Raw genomic sequence first — 15886 nt, 5'->3', positions numbered from 1 at the left:
GATTGGACCGCACGTTCTGATATTAGATGAACATTCTGCGCGTTCAACAATATTAGCCGACCCAACGCCACCCAGCGGCGCAACGCTTTAGGAGTGCTGGGTGGACAAGGCCAAGCTGCCATTAATCCCCTGGGCCACATTCCATGCAGCGCGAACTGATGGCTGGCCCTAGCTGAAGATTGGCATTCAGATCACGCAGGCCAGAGCGCAGGCCTTCTTCCAATACCGGGTGATAAAACGGCATTGCCAACATTTCGCTCACGGTCATTTTCTGTTCCAGTGCCCAGGCCAGCAAATGGGCCATATGCTCGACCCTTGGCCCGAGCATTTCAGCGCCCAGAAACTGGCCGCTACCGTGTTCCGCATAGAGTGCCAGATAGCCGTGGTTCTCACCCATGACACGCGCACGGCCCTGGTCATCAAAAGATACGCCGCCTTCAGCAATGCAATCGCAGCCGCCGAAACGTGCTTCCAGGGTCGCACGGCTATCCCCGACGCTGGCCATTTGCGGTTCAGTAAACACAATTGCCAGGGGCACATTGCGCCGCCCTGCCTTGATGTCGTTCAGGTTGGCGGCATTGCGTGCGGCTATCTGGCCTTCGGTTATCGCTTCGTGCAGCAGCGGCACTGCCTGGTTGGCATCTCCGGCGATAAAGATATGGCTGGGGCTGCCATCCGTGTTGGCACACTGCATGGTAAAACGGTTGAAACTCGGCACACCGCGCTCACCCAGTTCAATCCCGGCATTTTCCAGCGCCAGCTTATCCACATTGGGCTGCCGCCCGGTGGCCGCCAGCAGGTAATCAAAGGTTTCGGTCAACACCTTGCCGGTGGTGCGCTCAACAAAGGTCAGCGTCACCCCCTCGGTGCTGCGCTCGATCTTCTGTACATCGGCATCCGGGTCCATGTAGAACTCGGCGTTAAACAGGTCATCGGCTATCTCGCGTACCTTGTCTGACTGCAGCGGCCCAATCGCCCCGCCTACCCCGAACGTGCGGGTGCGCACGCCCAAACGGCTCAGTGCCTGCCCCAGTTCCAGGCCAATCACCCCCGGGCCGAAGACGGCCACCGATTCAGGCAGGGTCTCCCACTCAAAGACGTCATCGTTGATAATCAGGCGATCTTCCGCCGCTTCAAAAAAGCCCGGCCAGGTGGCGCGCGAGCCGGTGGCAATCACGATGGCATTGGCAGTGACCTGGGTGTGATCATCCACCTGCAGGGTGTGGGGCTGAATAAAGCGGGCATGGCCACGCAGGCGCTGGTCTTCTGGAATACGCTTCATTGACTTGAGAACACTGCCGACAAAGCGGTCGCGTTCGCCTTTGACCCGCGCCATCACCGCCTCACCGTCAATATCGACCTCGGCCACCTTGACGCCGAAGGTGCCCGCTTGGCGTGCGCGATGGGCCGCATCAGCGGCGGCAATCAGCAGCTTGGAGGGCATACAGCCCACCTTCGCACAGGTGGTGCCGTACTCACCGGCTTCAATCAGCAGGACATCGTCGGCGCTCTTGCGTGCCGTATGCCAGGCACTCAGCCCGGCACTGCCCGCCCCGATCACCGCAACATCAACATGACGTTTCTGCATGGCAAACCTCCTTTTAGGAAACCCTTGGCAACATTAAGCTAGCCCAAGGATGACATACAGGCTTATAACCTTATACCTTAAAAGCCATATAGTAACAAATATGTTGCCAAGTGTTTGAAGCGCCACACATTGCCAGGAGCCGATAAAAGAGAAAATGTACTCTGATCGGAGCTGAACACGCCTCATCAGCTTGCACGGTACGAACAATTTCGCAGTTGAAGGACACAGATTCAAAGCTATACAAAGTCTCCGCATAAACAGGCCACCAGATTGTAGAAATGCTGGTGAGGTAAGTGCTTACGCAGAAATTTTCGTGCAATCAGGTCGAACAAAATCAGTGCCTTACTGATCGCCTATGCCCGTTTAATTTTGCACAGACACTTAAGCTTTAACTCACGCCCAGGCTGTTTTTTAAGCCAAATGTAACTACTGTAAATCCTGAACTCAGGAATCCAACCACGAATGATGAGAACAACATGTGGTGGGGTAAATCCTGTTACTACTCAGACATTAACCACCTGCTGGCAAACCTTTAGATATTTTTCAATCATAGGCCAAAATCACCGACTGATGCCTAAAGAGTCCACAGGAAGGAAGAGTATGACCTCACAAATACTCGACGAAATTTATTTGAAATTTAATTTATAAGCGGTTATTTTACGTGTGCTTTTATTGACGGGGATTTACGTGAATCACCACTTATCAAGGATTGACATATAATGAAAAAAACTGTTGCTGCTTTGTGCTTTCTTTTTGTTTTGGGCGGATGTGCCTCATCTGGCAACCAATCCCTGAAAGAACATGATGAACAAACAATCGGTCACTATATCACCGAAGGCCAAACAACAAAGGCTGAAGTGAGGAGCCAGTTCGGATCACCGATTAACACCACTTTTACAGACAATGGATTAGAGATATGGGAATATTCTCTTTCTGATATGTCAGCTGATGCCGTTAGCTATATCCCTATTGTCTCCATGTTTGGGACTTCAACGTCAGGTACTCAGAAAAAACTCACTGTACTTTTCAATGAAGAAGACACAGTTTACCGTTACAGCATGACTGAGTCTGACGTAAAGATGGGAACGGGCGTTTTCAGATAGGCGCTTGCTTATGAATGGTAAAAAACTTGCAGTATTTTAGAAGCCGGCAATGCAACAGATTCAGCAATCGATGTGTTTGATCACCGGAATATGAGCGTTCAAAACATGAAAGTCTTCTCTCTGGAAGGTCAGATCAACGCTAACTTTGGCGGCCACGCGAGGCACAATTACTGATCAGGCCTGCGCCTTGATGCCAAAATAAGTAAAAACGTCAAAGGGCGGCACTTAACGGTGCCGCCCTTTGACGTTTCTAGTGCCTCACCGCAACAGTCACGATGTCTCTTCCTGCTGCACGCTGCATTGTTCTAGCGCATCAGCCAGTTGGCGCAGCAACTGGTTATACAATGTTGGCCCAAGCGGCAGCTCAACGCCCAGAGGGTCGATCACGCCCATCACGGCGGGGGTATCAGCGAAGACATTTTCCACCATCGCTGAGTTGAACTGCGGCTCACTGAACACGCACTGAATAGCATTTTCGCGCACATGTTGCTGGAGCGCTTCAATCCGTGCCGGGCTAGGGTCGGAGGCATCGCCCAGTGAAATCGCACCTTCCGAGGGCACATCAAAACGCTGCTCAAAATACTGGTAGGCATCATGGAAGACCACAAAGCGCGGCGTGGGTTGTTCAGCAAACTGCTCTTCCAGCGCCATCTGCAAGCCTAGCAGGTCGGCTTTTGCCTGAGTGGCATTGCTCTGATAGGTCTCGGCATTCCTTTCAGACTGTTTCGTTTGGCTGTTTGAGGCCGAACATCTGCTGAATGCGGCCATGAATCATCTTTCCGGCGGCCAGCTGCAACGGGTGTTACTGGCGCGCGCCCTGCTGTCACGCCCATCGCTTTTATTGCTGGATGAAGCCACTCAGGGGCTGGATCACAGAGGCGTTGCCGAGTTCTATCAGCGTATTCCAGCGCTCCCAATGCGCGGTCTTGATGGTCAGCCATGATCTGCATGTGGTCATGCGCACGGCGGACCACGTGATCTGCCTGAACGGGCATATCTGCTGTGAAGGTCAGCCGGAAAGAGTGGCCTCGTCACCTCAATACCAGGCGCTTTTCGGCGACCAGACGGCCAGCACTCTGGCCTTCTATCGTCATCAACACGCAGGCCATCACGATGAGGAGACACTGCGCCATGCTGGATGATTTTATGTGGTGTGCGGCCCTGGCAGGGCTTGGCGTTGGGTTAGCCGCCGCGCCGCTGGGATGTTTTGTGGTCTGGCGGCGGATGGCCTATTTCATCTTACGAACTTCATATCACGCTGATTATTATAAGGTTCCAATACCATGACCGATATCATTAATCCACTTCCCGTGACTGTCCTTTCCGGCTTTCTGGGAGCCGGTAAAACCACGGTGCTCAACCATATTCTCGCCAACCGCGAAGGCCTACGGGTAGCGGTGATCGTCAATGATATGAGTGAGGTCAATATCGACGCCGCTCTGGTGCGTGGCAACGCCGGAATCGAGCAGGGCGTTACCCTGAACCGGCGCGAACTGGCCGACCCATTCCTCGCCTAGGAATAAGATCTGCGGGAAATTAAGTGTTTTTGGCGATCCCTATCTTTGCAAGGGCGTTGTGCCAATCACGAGGCGGTCTGTTAAACTCGAAAGTGATCACAAGGTGCGGCACATTCAGCCGCACTCACTCCCTGATAACAGCAGGAGTTACTATGCCTCTTCTCGACAGCTTTACCGTAGACCACACCATTATGGAAGCCCCGGCCGTCCGCGTTGCCAAGACCATGCAATCGCCCTCCGGTGACACCATTACCGTCTTTGATCTGCGCTTCAACAAGCCGAACAAGGACATCATGGGCGAAAAGGGTATTCATACTCTGGAGCATCTATTTGCCGGTTTCATGCGTGAGCACCTTAACGGTGACAACATCGAGATCATTGATATCTCACCCATGGGCTGCCGTACCGGCTTCTACATGAGCCTGCTGGGCACCCCGAGCGAGCAGGACGTTGCCGACGCCTGGATTGCGGCCATGCAGGATGTGCTTAACGTCAAACGTATGGAAGACATCCCTGAGCTCAACGAGTATCAGTGCGGCACTTATACAATGCACTCACTGGACGAAGCCCAGCAGATTGCCCAGAGCATTATTGATCATGGCATTGGCGTTAATCATAACGAAGACCTGGCCATGAGCCCCGAACAGCTCAAGGCGCTGGGCAACCACGCCTGATCTCTGCTCTTTTTTGTTGAAGCATCATGCTTCTCGTTGCCGCAGTACACCTTTGTACTGCGGCACTTTTATCACACCAGTCTTCTTCCCTTCTGATCACCGCTAGGCTCTCATCTGACCTCTTACCTGGGCCGCCCGTGCCACATGGAGTTTTTGATAGCTTTCGATCAGGCGCTGGTGGCGCTCCAACCCTTCCAGCGCCATGCTGGTGGGTTCCAGACCAAAGAAGCGCACCTCACCCGCGACCGATCCCACCACTGCTGACATGGTGGCTTCACCAAACATGCGTGTCAGATTAGGCAAGTAATCATCCAACGCCAGCTCATCATCAAGGACAATTTCCAGCACCGCATTTACCGCCTGGTAGAAAAGCCCGCGCTCAACGGTGTTGTCGTTGTACTGCAGGAACATCTGCACATACTCCAGCGCCGCTTCATGGTCCTGAAGTGCCAGATGGATCAGCAGCTTGAGCTCGAGCAGGGTCAGCTGACCCCAGACGGTATTTTCGTCAAACTCGATGCCAATCAGGGTGATGATATCGCTATGTTCATCCACCTCGCTGTCTTCCAGGCGTTCCAGCAGTGCTGCCAGCTGCTCATCATCCAGACGATGCAGATTGAGGATATCCTCACGAAACGCCAGCGCCTTATTGGTGTTATCCATGATCAGGTCTTCCAGCGGGTAGACCTCTGAATACCCCGGCACCAGAATACGGCAGACTGGCGCCCCCAGGTCTTCGTGCACGGCCACATAGACTTCGGCTTCAAGGTCTTCAAAAATGCCGAACAGGGTGTCCGCTTCTTCCTGAGTGGAGCCGGAGAAGTCCCAGTCGCAGAAATCGAAATCCGCCCGGGCGCTGAAGAAGCGCCAGGACACCACGCCCACGGAATCAATAAAGTGCTCAACAAAGTTGTTCGGCTCGCTGACGGTCTGGGAGTTGAAGGTCGGCAGCGGCAAATCGTTCAGGCCTTCAAAACTGCGCCCCTGCAACAGCTCGGTCAGGCTGCGTTCCAGCGCCACTTCAAAGCTTGGATGCGCGCCAAAAGAGGCAAACACCCCGCCGGTACGCGGGTTCATTAGGGTCACGCACATCACCGGGAACTGCCCGCCCAGGGAGGCATCCTTGACCAGCACCGGGAAGCCCTGAGCCTCAAGCGCCTCGATACCTGCCACGATGCCAGGGAAGCGGGCCAGCACCTCAGCCGGCACATCGGGCAGGGTCAGTTCCTGCTCCAGAATTTCCCGTTTGACCGCCCGCTCGAAAATCTCTGACAGACACTGCACTTCGGCTTCTGCTAGGGTATTGCCCGCGCTCATGCCGTTGCTGAGAAACAGGTTCTCAATCAGGTTGGAGGGGAAATACACCGTCTCGTCGTCGGATTGGCGGGTAAACGGCAGTGCAACAATGCCGCGGTCGGCGCGGCCGGAATTGGTATCGATCAGGTGCGAGCCGCGCAGCTCGCCTTCCGGGTTGTAGATCGCCAGGCAGTGCTCATCCAGCAGCCCTTCCGGCAGTTCGTCATTCGGCCCTGGCTGGAACCAGCGCTCGTTGGGGTAGTGGACAAACTGACTGCCCGCGATTTCCGGCCCAAAATACTGATCGTTGTAGAAGAAGTTACAGCTCAGGCGCTCGATAAACTCGCCCAAGGCTGAACACAAGGCGGCTTCCTTGGTCGCGCCCTTGCCGTTGGTAAAGCACATCGGCGCGGCAGCATCGCGGATATGCAACGACCAGACGTTGGGCACGATATTGCGCCAGGAAGCAATCTCGATCTTCATGCCCAGATCCGCCAGCAGGCCGCTCATGGTGGTGATGGTCTCTTCCAGCGGTTTGTCCTTGCCTTCGATATAGGTCTCGCCACCCTCTGGCGCGCCCATCAGCAGCGCCTGGGCGTCCTCGTCGATATTGTCGACCGTCTCGATGACAAACTCCGGCCCGGTCTGCACTACCTTCTTCACCGTGCAGCGGTCAATCGAGCGCAGCATGCCCTGGCGGTCTTTCTCGGAAATATCCTCCGGCAGCTCGATCTGGATCTTGAAGATCTGCTTGTAGCGGTTTTCCGGGTCGACAATGTTGTTCTGGGACAGGCGGATATTCTCGGTGGGAATATCCCGGGCGTTGCAGTACACCTTGACGAAATACGCCGCGCACATGGCGGACGACGCCAGAAAATAATCGAACGGCCCCGGCGCCGAGCCATCGCCCTTATAGCGAATCGGCTGGTCGGAAATAACGCTGAAGTCGTCAAACTTCGCTTCCAGACGCAGGTTATCGAGATAGTTGACTTTAATTTCCATGCTGATACCCGGATAAATGAATGAGAGTCGCCTTTAGACGAATGGCGCCATTATCCAGTTTTTACCCCGGTACGTCTTGGGCCGTGTGGCGAGAGGACGAAATATCCGAGCGTTTTCTGAGACAGTCAAACGACGGGAGGGCTCGTTATTCTAAGATGCCCTCTGGCCAATACTTTAACCACGCTTTTGGAAGGCGATCAGGATCAGTGCAAGAAGGGACGAACCGATCATCAGCATCAACGAGACGGCGTTAAGCAGAGGAGTCGAGCCTTCTTTCAGACGGTCAAACATAGCAATGGTCAATGGTGCGTCCGACCCAACCAGCATTAGCGTGGTGTTAAAATTCTCGAAGCTCATGAGAAAGGCAACAACCGCCGCACCGGCAATGGCGGGCATCAAAAAAGGAATAGTAATGGTACGCACGGCCGTCAGGCGGTTTGCTCCAAGGTTCAACGCTGCTTCTTCGAGTGTGATATCAAACTTCTGCAATCGTGCCGAGATGACCAGTGTGGCGATAGTGGTGATGAAAGAAAACTGCCCCAGAATAACCAGCGCAAGGCCTGGCCGCAGGAGTTGCGCGTCGATATTCGCCACTTCCCACAGCCCGTTGGCTAAGGTCGAGGAAAACACCAGAATGGAAATACCAAGCACGATACCGGGCACCACTAGCGGCAACAGCATTAACACATACAGCACCCCGCGCCCGCGAAACTTGTAACGATTAAAGAGAAATGCATTAGACGTGCCAACAGCAACCGAGAGGGTAGCCACGGAAACACCGACAAGGGTCGAAGTCCCGATGGCACCAAGGATGCTGTGTTCGTGAAACACACCGATTTTAGGATCACTATCGCCAAAGAACCAGTTGAGCGTGAACCCCTCCCAAGGCAAAGACGGGAACTGACTGTCATTGAACGCAAAAGTGGCAACGACCAGCAAAGGCAGTGCCAGGTAGATGAAAAAGAGGACAACGTAGCTCGCCCAGATGACGTTGAGCGCACGAGATGTGGGAATCGTTGGTATCATCAGCCCATCGTCCTTTCTAACGTCTGGCCCGTTAGGCGCAACATCGCCCAAACAATGAAAGACGACGCTGCCAACAGCATGAAGCCGAAAGTGGCCCCCAGCTCCCAATTGAAGCGCACGATAAACTGCGAATAGATCATCTCAGTAAACCAAAGGCTGTCCTTGCCGCCTAGCATAGTAGGGGTCAGATAATTACCAAGACTTAGCATAAAGACAACAATGCAGCCCGATACGATGCCGGGCACCGGATGGGGGATCACGATCTCACGCATAACAGACCAGCCCGAACCACCCAGATCATAGCCCGCTTCGATCACCGCATCGTCAAGGCTATCAAGCGTTGTCACCAGCGGAACAACCATGAACAGCATCGAAGTATAGACTAGGCCCGTCATGATAGCCGCATCGTTATACAGCATTTCGACCGGCCCCGACACGGCGCCTGACCATTGCAAGAATTGCGAGATTACACCCGTCTCACGCAACAGAATCATCCACCCGAAGGTGCGCACTAGCTCGGAGACCCAGAAGGGAATGAGGCACAGCAAAAAGAGAATCGAGCGTGCGCGACCCCGCACCATCTTGGCAATGTAGTAGGAAACCGGAAAAGCAATCAAGAGAGTGATGAGTGTCGCCATGATCGCCATCACAGCTGTGCGCATAAAGGTGCGCATATAAAGCGGTTCAGTCAAGATTGTTGTGTAGTTGGCAAGGCTGACCGCGTATTCGCCAACGCCTACACGCTCGCGCAAACTGAGCATCAGCATGTCGATATGGGGAATCAGGATCAGCAGAATCAGCCAGAGCAGGAGTGGCATCAACAGTAGGATAAAACCAAGGCGAGCGCTATTAGCCATCGCTCAGCCCTCCCTTGCATCAAAGCAATTGGCCTGATCAGCAGCCCAGCCGATATGAATGAAGTCGCCACGTTGCAGATCGGTGAATTCACCCGATTGAGGCAGGGTGACTTCGACCTCGCCGCCGCTCTTGTCGCATGTCACGATGATGCGGCTGGCAGCACCGTTGAACAGCAGGCTGCCGACCCTGCCTGAAATCCGATTATCGAATTGGGCCAGATCATCGGAACAGCGGCCGATGCGAATCGCCTCGGGGCGTACGAAAATTTTTACATCTGCCCCTTTAGTGGTCGCGCTCTTAGTGGCCGCGCGCATGATCAAGCCGGTATCGGTACGCAGCTCGACGGTGTTTCCCTCGACGCGCAGAACCTTACCGCACCAGGCATTACTGTCACCTACGAAGCTGGCAACGAAAGACGTCTGTGGGCGGTAGTAGAGATCCTGACCGCTGCCGATCTGTTCGAACTTGCCTTCGTTCATCACTGCGATGCTGTCGGACATTACCAGCGCCTCGGATTGGTCGTGGGTAATGTAAACAAAAGTGGTATCAAAGGCAGCTTGCAGGGACTTCAACTCGACCTTCATACGCTCACGCAGCTTAAGATCCAGCGCCCCCAGCGGCTCGTCGAGCAGCAGCACATCAGGTTCAAGCACCATGCAGCGAGCAATAGCAACACGTTGTTTCTGTCCACCTGATAACTCATCCGTTCTTCGCTTGCCGATACCGCGCAAGCCGATGCGATCGAGCACTTCATCGACCTTTTGGGCGATCTCGGCATTTGAATTTCCGGCCCGGCGCAAACCATAGCCAATGTTGTCCTCGATATTCATCATCGGAAAGAGAGCGAGATGCTGGAACACCATATTGACTGGGCGCTTGTTGGGTGGGGCATTGAGAACCGAACGCCCCTTGATCGCAATGTCGCCGGTTGACGGTTCAAGAAAACCCGCAATCATGCGCATGATCGTTGTCTTGCCACAGCCTGAGGGACCCAGGATCGAGAAAAACGAACCAGCGGGTACCGAAAACGACACATCATCGACTGCCAGCGTATCGCCAAAACGGCGTGTCAGATTGGTGCATTCAAGATCGTAAACCTGGGTGCGGGCATCATCGCGGGCAACAGTCATAAAAAGACATTTCCAGACATTCAAAAAAACGGGCGGCCCACGTAAATGGGCCGCCCACGATTAAGGAGATTACTGAGCGGCTTTCACTCGGTCCAGCACGCCACCTTCAATCGCTTCGAGACCAGCAGGCACCGGGGGATACCATTTAATGTTATTAACGGCTTCGGGTGGGAAGCTGGCCTGATATTGGGCTTTAATCTTATCGGATGCGAATTCATCCGCGCCAGCCGATGCCGTAAAGTTACCGGCGGATGCGGTGATCATCGCCGACACCTCGGGCTGCATGACAAAGTTGATCCAGTCATAGGCCGCATTATCAGCCCTACCTTTAGCAGGCAGAACAAAGGTGTCGATCCAGCCCAGAGCGCCTGAAGCAGGGGCGACGAAATTGATGTCAGCATTGTCTGCGTTCAGTTTCCAGCCGCCAGTGTCCCATGCCATTGCAGCGACTACTTCGCCGGAGCGCACCAGATTGATCAGCTCGTCACCACCGTCCCAGTAGGTTTTAACAACCGGCTTACACTCAACAAGCTTGGCCTCGACTTGGTTCATGATCTCGGTATAAGCCGCCTCGTCACCATAGGCGGCAAAGGGGTCGAGCCCCATTGAGTAAGCAAAACCAATCAGTGTCGGACGCTTGAGGCGGTAAGAGACTTTGCCTTCGAGTGCGGGATCGCAAAGGTCGGTGTAATCCGTCACACCTTCAGCTTCTGCGCCATTGACAATCAGGCCGCTGGTGCCCCAGACGTGCGAAACACCATAGACTTCGCCATCGACGGTAGTGTTGGCTTTCGTCGCTTCAAGCATAGAGGGAATGAACAGGTCTTCATTGATCCGGCTCATATCCATCGGTTTGTAGATGCCGAATTCAGCTTGCGGGCCCGCGATACGGTCCTGGCTAGGCTGGGCAAGGTCAAAACCACTGCCACCGGTGGCGCGCAGTTTAGCGATCATTTCCTCATTATTGGACATGGTCACTTCGACGGTGTGGCCCGTCTCGGCCTCAAATTTCTCGATGACATCTTCAGGCGCGTAGCCGCCCCAAGTCAAAAGACGCAGCGTTTCGGCGCTGGCAGTAGACGTCATCACCACAGTGCTAACAACACCTGCGGTCAGTGCAAGCATGATGGTTTTCATTAAAAAGCCCCTGTTAGTTAACCAGAAAAGCAACACAACATACTAAGCACAGCGGCATTGCATTTTCATGACATATACTACCCCGTCATTTCCACAGGCTTTTAGCGGGAATGATAGCTCTGAGGGTTTCTGGGAACGACGCTGCTGGGCATCATAAAGAATGGCAGTGTACAAGGACGAATCGATTTGCTGCGTAAATTGTAGGATTAAACAACCTTTTGCCAGTGCGTGACATCTTGAATTTCCGCCAATTCATCCTCTTCGGCTTGTTGCGTCTTATAGAGATCCCACCTGACCTGCAGGTTCAACCAGAAATCGGCTGAGATACCAAAGAACCGAGCCAAACGCAGCGCAGTGCTAGGCGTAATACCACGCTTCTGATTAACTAATTCATTAACTCTTTGATAAGGAACATGAATAGCATCTGCTAGCTGGCGCTGCGTAATGTGCATTGGACGCAGGAACTCCTCTACCAGCATTTCGCCAGGATGACTCGGCTGCCTATGTGTAGGAATGCGGACCATACTTCACCTCTAATGGTAATCAGTTAACTCTACTTCGTCGGGCTCAGCGTCAGTCCATTTGAAGCAAATCCTGTATTGCTCGTTCACTCGAATGCTGTGCTGACCCTTTCTGTCGCCAGATAAGGACTCCAAGCGGTTACCTAGAGGAACTTTTAACTCATCTCTGATATTCCCGCATGCCCACCACCCCGTCATTCCCGCATGCTTTTAGCGGGAATCCATTTTGACCTTGGGTTTCAAGCTCCGGCGAGAAAGGTCAAGGTGGATTCCCGATTACCCCCTCGGGAATGACAGATAAGAGCCTCGTCATTTCCGCGAGCCAACTACCACATCAGACACTAAGGCTAACTTCACCTTTAAAACTGAGGGATCCCCACAAATATTTCAATAAAATCAGCAGGTAATGTTGAAGGAGCCTGCATGAGTCGGCATGTTGTTAATCGCCAAACAAACAATATGCCTAAGGAGACCCATGCAGGCCCCACGATTCTTACACAATTGGCTCACATCAGCACTCCCCTCAATACATGCCAAACGTCTTCAAGCACTTCTGGATACGGTGGGTGCCTTGCTGACGGATCGTCGATTGGGGTTAACAGCGCTCGGGCGTGCTTTGCCAGGGCCGGTAGCGCCTCGGCATACCATTAAGCGCGTCGACCGGCTATTGGGCAACCACCATTTGCACGAGGAGCGCCCCTTGTTTTATTGGCTGGTGGCTAATGTGTTGATCGGTCATATGACACGTCCCCTGATTCTGGTCGATTGGTCGCCTATCGATCATTATGGGCAGCAATTTTTGCTGCGTGCTGCTATCCCCTTTGCCGGGCGCTCATTGCCGATCTTTGAAAAGGTTCATCACAAAAATGGATGTGCGTATTGCGAAGCGTATCTATTAGAAGCCATTGCCCGCCTGTTGCCTGAAGGGGCAACGCCTGTGCTGGTGACCGATGCCGGTTTTCGTAACCCGTGGTTTCGCGCTGTAGAGAAGCGTGGCTGGTATTACGTCGGGCGTGTACGTAGCCCCACCCATTATCAGGCATCCGGTGCAGCGTGGCAGGCGGTCAGTTCATTGTTTCAGCAAGCCACCTCGGTACCCAGTGCCCTTGGAGAAGTTCAGATAGCGCGCAGCAACCCACTGACGACTCAGATGGTGCTCTATCACCAATCGCCCAAGGGGCGTAAAGATCGTAACAAGCGTGGACAGGCCTCTCAGGACAGTGCGAGCAGAGCCATCGCCCGCCGTCAGGAAGAACCCTGGGTATTGGTCACTAATCTGCCGAAGCGCTCGACACAGGCGAAAAAAGTGGTCGCCATCTACCGGCAACGAATGCAGATCGAAGAAGGTTTTCGCGACGTCAAAAGCCCCCTTTTTGGGCTGGGCTTTGGTATGCATCAATCGCGTCAGGGCAGGCGTATCGAGATCCTGCTGCTGATCGCGATGTTGGCCAATATGGCGATGATGGTCGCTGGCCTGGGCGTGAAAACCAGAGGGCAGCAGAAACACTACCAGAGCAACAGTATCAATCATCGCAATGTTTTATCGGTATGGCGCCTTGGGCTGGAATGGCGTAAGCGCCCTTAAACCGGCATCTACCGCTCTCGCTTTTATCCCCTCACACTGATGCCATCAGATCTTTGTGAGGGGGTGTCATGACGCATCAAGAACGTGAGCAATATTGGCAGCAACAAGTCACCGAATGGCAAACCTCTGGCTTGTCCGGCATGGCGTTTTGCAAGCAACAAGCGCTAAAGTACCATCAGCTTTCTTACTGGCGTCAAAAGCTCTTGGCCAGCGCATCGTCAACAAAAGAGCCAGTCGCCGGTTTTGCCACCGTCGCATATTCCAATACCGGCACCGCAAAAGAAATAGACTCCACGGGGCTTACGGTATCACTGCCCGGCGGTATCACGGTCACGGGCTTGCACGCGGGCAACGTGGCGTTACTGGGCGATATCCTGAGGCAACTGTGAAGCGGCCGCGCTATTTACGCCCCGCGTGGGAAATGCCCGAGATCTACCTGTACCGCGCACCGGTCGATTTTCGCAAGCAAGCCAACGGCCTGGCGTTACTGGTGGAGCAAGAACTGGGACACAACCCCTTTAGCGGGGCGCTGTATGCCTTTACTAACCGGCAGCGAAATAAAATCAAGTGCCTGATGTGGGAAGACAATGGCTTCGTGCTCTACTACAAGGCGCTGGCCGAGGAGCGCTTCAAGTGGCCCGGCCCCTCGGATGACGTTATGGCGTTGACTGGCGAGCAGATCAACTGGCTGTTGGATGGCTACGATATCACCCTGATGCGCGGCCATAAAACACTGCATTACGACAGCGTCGGATAGGCCATAAAGCTCTTATTTTCAGTGCTTTAACACACCGAATCTGGTATCATTGGCCCATGAAAAAGCACCCCGAAGTCTCCTCCCAACTGCCTGATCTCAGTGGCCTCTCCGCCGCTGAGGTAGTGGCTCTTGTGGCGGGGCTTCAGCAACAGGTGACGGCTCAACAGACGGCGTTACAGCAACGTAATCTCTATATTCAATTGCTCGAAGAGAAGCTGCGCTTGCAGCGCATTCAGCAGTTCGCCGCGCGCAGTGAAAAGTCTGCGAACCAGGCTCATCTGTTCGATGAGACGGAGTTGGAAGCTGACATCGAGGCGCTACGCGATCAGTTACCCGACGATGTCGAAGAGCAAGACGCGCCGCGTCCCTCACGTCAACGTCGCCAACGTGGCTTCTCCGACACTCTGGTCCGTGAGCGTATTGAGCTTACGCTCAGCGAAGAAGAAAAAGTCGGGGCGACCAAGACCTTCTTCGCCAAGGTAAAAGAAGAGCTTCAGTTCATCCCCGCGCAGCTGAAAGTCCTCGAATACTGGCAGGAAAAAGCGGTGTTCCCGCTTGAGGGCAACGACCATCTCCTTACTGCGGAGCGTCCGGTTCATCCGCTAGGCAAGTGCACGGCGTCGACGTCACTGCTAGCGTACGTGATCACCTCCAAGTACGCAGACGGTTTGCCGCTGTACCGCTTGGAAGGCATGTTCAAGCGGTTAGGCCACGCTGTTAGCCGCACGCAGATGGCCAACTGGATCATCCGCCTGAATGACGTCTTCACGCCCTTGATCACGCTGATGCGCGAAGTGCAAAACAGCAGCGCGTATCTGCAAGCCGATGAAACGCGGCTGCAAGTGCTCAAGGAAGACGGCAAGACCGCTCAGTCAGATAAATGGATGTGGGTCACCCGAGGTGGCCCACCGGATCAACCGTCGGTGCTCTTTGCCTACGACCCGTCCCGCGGCGGCAGCGTGCCGGTGCGCCTACTCGACGACTTCTCAGGGATCCTGCAGGCCGATGGCTACGCCGGTTACGGCCAGGTATGCCGTGCCAACGGCATTACCCGCATTGGCTGTTGGGACCATGCGCGACGCAAGTTCGTGGAAGCGTCTAAGGCAGCCAAGGTCAACGCGAAAGGCAAGGGCGCCACGCCGGCCAAGGCCGAGGTAGGGCTTAGCCATATCAACAAACTCTACGCCATCGAACGGCAGATCAAGGATCTCAGCGAAGTGGAACGCTACCGTGTCCGCCAGGAGCTGAGCCTTCCGCGTCTTGAGGCCTTCAAGGCTTGGCTAGAGGCTAATGTTACCCGCGTCATGAAAGGCAGCCTGACGCGTCAGGCGATGGAATATACGCTGAACCAATGGGACTTCCTCATCGGCTATTGTGCGCGCGGCGACCTGCATATCAGTAATGTTCTGGCAGAAAACGCCATTCGCCCGTTTGCCGTTGGTCGAAGAGCCTGGCTGTTCGCGGATACCTCCCGCGGCGCTCACGCCAGTGCCACCTGTTATTCACTCATCGAAACGGCAAAAGCCAATGGCTTGGAGCCTGCTGCCTATATCCATTATGTGCTGGAGCACATCGCCACCGCTGATACGTTAGAGGCACTGGAAACGCTGCTGCCCTGGAACGTGAACTTGGCGCCCGCCGAAAAAAAGTGAAAGAACACGGCTAGGTCAAGTGTGTCGATTTAAGGGCGCT

At 54.3% G+C, this 15886-nt stretch carries 15 protein-coding genes and 4 pseudogenes; 10 read left to right on the top strand and 9 right to left on the bottom strand.

Translation table 11 applies throughout. The features are described from left to right. Positions 1 to 121 precede the first annotated feature (121 nt). The gene (locus OR573_03230; GenBank protein ID XGA80683.1) at positions 122 to 1588 is read right to left on the bottom strand and encodes a dihydrolipoyl dehydrogenase; all 1467 of its coding nucleotides are present in this window, start codon (positions 1586 to 1588) and stop codon (positions 122 to 124) included. A 719-nt stretch (positions 1589 to 2307) separates the two neighbouring features. On the opposite strand from OR573_03230, the gene OR573_03225 reads away from it, so the two are divergent. Then, positions 2308 to 2691 carry a hypothetical protein gene (locus OR573_03225; protein XGA80682.1) on the top strand — a complete coding sequence of 128 codons (384 nt, stop codon included), beginning with the start codon at positions 2308 to 2310 and terminating at the stop codon, positions 2689 to 2691. A gap of 270 nt (positions 2692 to 2961) precedes the next feature. On the opposite strand, the gene OR573_03220 is transcribed toward OR573_03225, so the two are convergent. After that, positions 2962 to 3459: a zinc ABC transporter substrate-binding protein gene (locus tag OR573_03220; protein XGA80681.1), complete on the bottom strand. Its 498-nt coding sequence runs from the start codon at positions 3457 to 3459 to the stop codon at positions 2962 to 2964. On the opposite strand from OR573_03220, the pseudogene OR573_03215 reads away from it, so the two are divergent. From OR573_03215 to luxS, 5 genes and pseudogenes are all read left to right on the top strand, one after another. After that, a pseudogene (locus OR573_03215) lies at positions 3443 to 3562 on the top strand (ATP-binding cassette domain-containing protein). The gene OR573_03220 and the pseudogene OR573_03215 sit on opposite strands and share 17 nt — an antisense overlap. A 58-nt stretch (positions 3563 to 3620) precedes the next feature. Beyond that, positions 3621 to 3833, top strand: a complete 213-nt coding sequence (locus OR573_03210) for a hypothetical protein (GenBank protein ID XGA80680.1) — start codon at positions 3621 to 3623, stop codon at positions 3831 to 3833. Further along, positions 3823 to 3927 (top strand): annotated as a pseudogene (locus OR573_03205) (metal ABC transporter permease). The gene OR573_03210 and the pseudogene OR573_03205 overlap by 11 nt, the downstream one beginning before the upstream one ends. A gap of 59 nt (positions 3928 to 3986) precedes the next feature. Then, positions 3987 to 4139: pseudogene (locus tag OR573_03200) on the top strand (GTP-binding protein). Between the two features lie 221 nt (positions 4140 to 4360). Beyond that, on the top strand, positions 4361 to 4882 hold the full coding sequence (gene luxS / locus OR573_03195) for an S-ribosylhomocysteine lyase (GenBank protein XGA80679.1): 522 nt from the start codon (positions 4361 to 4363) through the stop codon (positions 4880 to 4882). 102 nt (positions 4883 to 4984) lie between these two features. On the opposite strand, the gene OR573_03190 is transcribed toward luxS, so the two are convergent. The 7 genes and pseudogenes from OR573_03190 to OR573_03160 form a co-directional block, all read right to left on the bottom strand. Next, positions 4985 to 7180: an OsmC domain/YcaO domain-containing protein gene (locus tag OR573_03190; protein XGA80678.1), complete on the bottom strand. Its 2196-nt coding sequence runs from the start codon at positions 7178 to 7180 to the stop codon at positions 4985 to 4987. A 174-nt stretch (positions 7181 to 7354) separates the two neighbouring features. Beyond that, entirely contained in the window at positions 7355 to 8206 is an 852-nt protein-coding gene (locus OR573_03185) for an ABC transporter permease (protein XGA80677.1), read from the bottom strand. Next, on the bottom strand, positions 8206 to 9063 hold the full coding sequence (locus OR573_03180) for an ABC transporter permease (protein ID XGA80676.1): 858 nt from the start codon (positions 9061 to 9063) through the stop codon (positions 8206 to 8208). Before OR573_03180 ends, OR573_03185 begins: the two co-directional genes overlap by 1 nt. 3 nt (positions 9064 to 9066) lie before the next feature. Then, complete coding sequence (locus tag OR573_03175) at positions 9067 to 10194, bottom strand: ABC transporter ATP-binding protein (protein ID XGA80675.1); 1128 nt, start codon at positions 10192 to 10194, stop codon at positions 9067 to 9069. 69 nt (positions 10195 to 10263) lie between these two features. Further along, positions 10264 to 11331 carry an extracellular solute-binding protein gene (locus OR573_03170; protein XGA80674.1) on the bottom strand — a complete coding sequence of 356 codons (1068 nt, stop codon included), beginning with the start codon at positions 11329 to 11331 and terminating at the stop codon, positions 10264 to 10266. A gap of 206 nt (positions 11332 to 11537) precedes the next feature. Beyond that, positions 11538 to 11855 (bottom strand): HigA family addiction module antitoxin, encoded by a 318-nt coding sequence (locus OR573_03165; protein XGA80673.1) that lies wholly within the window; start codon positions 11853 to 11855, stop codon positions 11538 to 11540. A gap of 9 nt (positions 11856 to 11864) precedes the next feature. After that, positions 11865 to 12023: pseudogene (locus OR573_03160) on the bottom strand (type II toxin-antitoxin system RelE/ParE family toxin). A 304-nt stretch (positions 12024 to 12327) separates the two neighbouring features. Here OR573_03160 and OR573_03155 point away from each other — a divergent pair. The 4 genes from OR573_03155 to OR573_03140 all read left to right on the top strand — a co-directional run bounded on the left by OR573_03155 (position 12328) and on the right by OR573_03140 (position 15846). After that, the gene (locus OR573_03155) at positions 12328 to 13437 is read left to right on the top strand and encodes an IS4 family transposase (GenBank protein ID XGA80672.1); all 1110 of its coding nucleotides are present in this window, start codon (positions 12328 to 12330) and stop codon (positions 13435 to 13437) included. Positions 13438 to 13505: 68 nt separating this feature from the next. Further along, positions 13506 to 13826, top strand: a complete 321-nt coding sequence (locus tag OR573_03150) for a hypothetical protein (GenBank protein ID XGA80671.1) — start codon at positions 13506 to 13508, stop codon at positions 13824 to 13826. A gap of 32 nt (positions 13827 to 13858) precedes the next feature. Next, on the top strand, positions 13859 to 14194 hold the full coding sequence (gene tnpB / locus OR573_03145) for an IS66 family insertion sequence element accessory protein TnpB (protein ID XGA80670.1): 336 nt from the start codon (positions 13859 to 13861) through the stop codon (positions 14192 to 14194). Between the two features lie 56 nt (positions 14195 to 14250). After that, complete coding sequence (locus OR573_03140) at positions 14251 to 15846, top strand: IS66 family transposase (GenBank protein XGA80669.1); 1596 nt, start codon at positions 14251 to 14253, stop codon at positions 15844 to 15846. Positions 15847 to 15886: the final 40 nt, after the last annotated feature.

The sequence above is a fragment of the Halomonas sp. CH40 genome, from assembly GCA_041875495.1.
Lineage (GTDB): Bacteria > Pseudomonadota > Gammaproteobacteria > Pseudomonadales > Halomonadaceae > Vreelandella.
The sequence above is the reverse complement of the archived record's forward strand: the minus strand, read 5'-3'. Positions and strand labels throughout refer to the sequence as shown.

What these genes read in the sequence shown, in the direction of transcription:
- OR573_03230 (XGA80683.1), bottom strand. Translation starts at nt 1,588, where the DNA reads ATGCAGAAACGTCATGTTGATGTTGCGGTGATCGGGGCGGGCAGTGCC.
- OR573_03225 (XGA80682.1), top strand. Translation starts at nt 2,308, where the DNA reads ATGAAAAAAACTGTTGCTGCTTTGTGCTTTCTTTTTGTTTTGGGCGGA.
- OR573_03220 (XGA80681.1), bottom strand. Translation starts at nt 3,459, where the DNA reads ATGGCCGCATTCAGCAGATGTTCGGCCTCAAACAGCCAAACGAAACAG.
- OR573_03210 (XGA80680.1), top strand. Translation starts at nt 3,621, where the DNA reads ATGGTCAGCCATGATCTGCATGTGGTCATGCGCACGGCGGACCACGTG.
- luxS (XGA80679.1), top strand. Translation starts at nt 4,361, where the DNA reads ATGCCTCTTCTCGACAGCTTTACCGTAGACCACACCATTATGGAAGCC.
- OR573_03190 (XGA80678.1), bottom strand. Translation starts at nt 7,180, where the DNA reads ATGGAAATTAAAGTCAACTATCTCGATAACCTGCGTCTGGAAGCGAAG.
- OR573_03185 (XGA80677.1), bottom strand. Translation starts at nt 8,206, where the DNA reads ATGATACCAACGATTCCCACATCTCGTGCGCTCAACGTCATCTGGGCG.
- OR573_03180 (XGA80676.1), bottom strand. Translation starts at nt 9,063, where the DNA reads ATGGCTAATAGCGCTCGCCTTGGTTTTATCCTACTGTTGATGCCACTC.
- OR573_03175 (XGA80675.1), bottom strand. Translation starts at nt 10,194, where the DNA reads ATGACTGTTGCCCGCGATGATGCCCGCACCCAGGTTTACGATCTTGAA.
- OR573_03170 (XGA80674.1), bottom strand. Translation starts at nt 11,331, where the DNA reads ATGAAAACCATCATGCTTGCACTGACCGCAGGTGTTGTTAGCACTGTG.
- OR573_03165 (XGA80673.1), bottom strand. Translation starts at nt 11,855, where the DNA reads ATGGTCCGCATTCCTACACATAGGCAGCCGAGTCATCCTGGCGAAATG.
- OR573_03155 (XGA80672.1), top strand. Translation starts at nt 12,328, where the DNA reads ATGCAGGCCCCACGATTCTTACACAATTGGCTCACATCAGCACTCCCC.
- OR573_03150 (XGA80671.1), top strand. Translation starts at nt 13,506, where the DNA reads ATGACGCATCAAGAACGTGAGCAATATTGGCAGCAACAAGTCACCGAA.
- tnpB (XGA80670.1), top strand. Translation starts at nt 13,859, where the DNA reads ATGCCCGAGATCTACCTGTACCGCGCACCGGTCGATTTTCGCAAGCAA.
- OR573_03140 (XGA80669.1), top strand. Translation starts at nt 14,251, where the DNA reads ATGAAAAAGCACCCCGAAGTCTCCTCCCAACTGCCTGATCTCAGTGGC.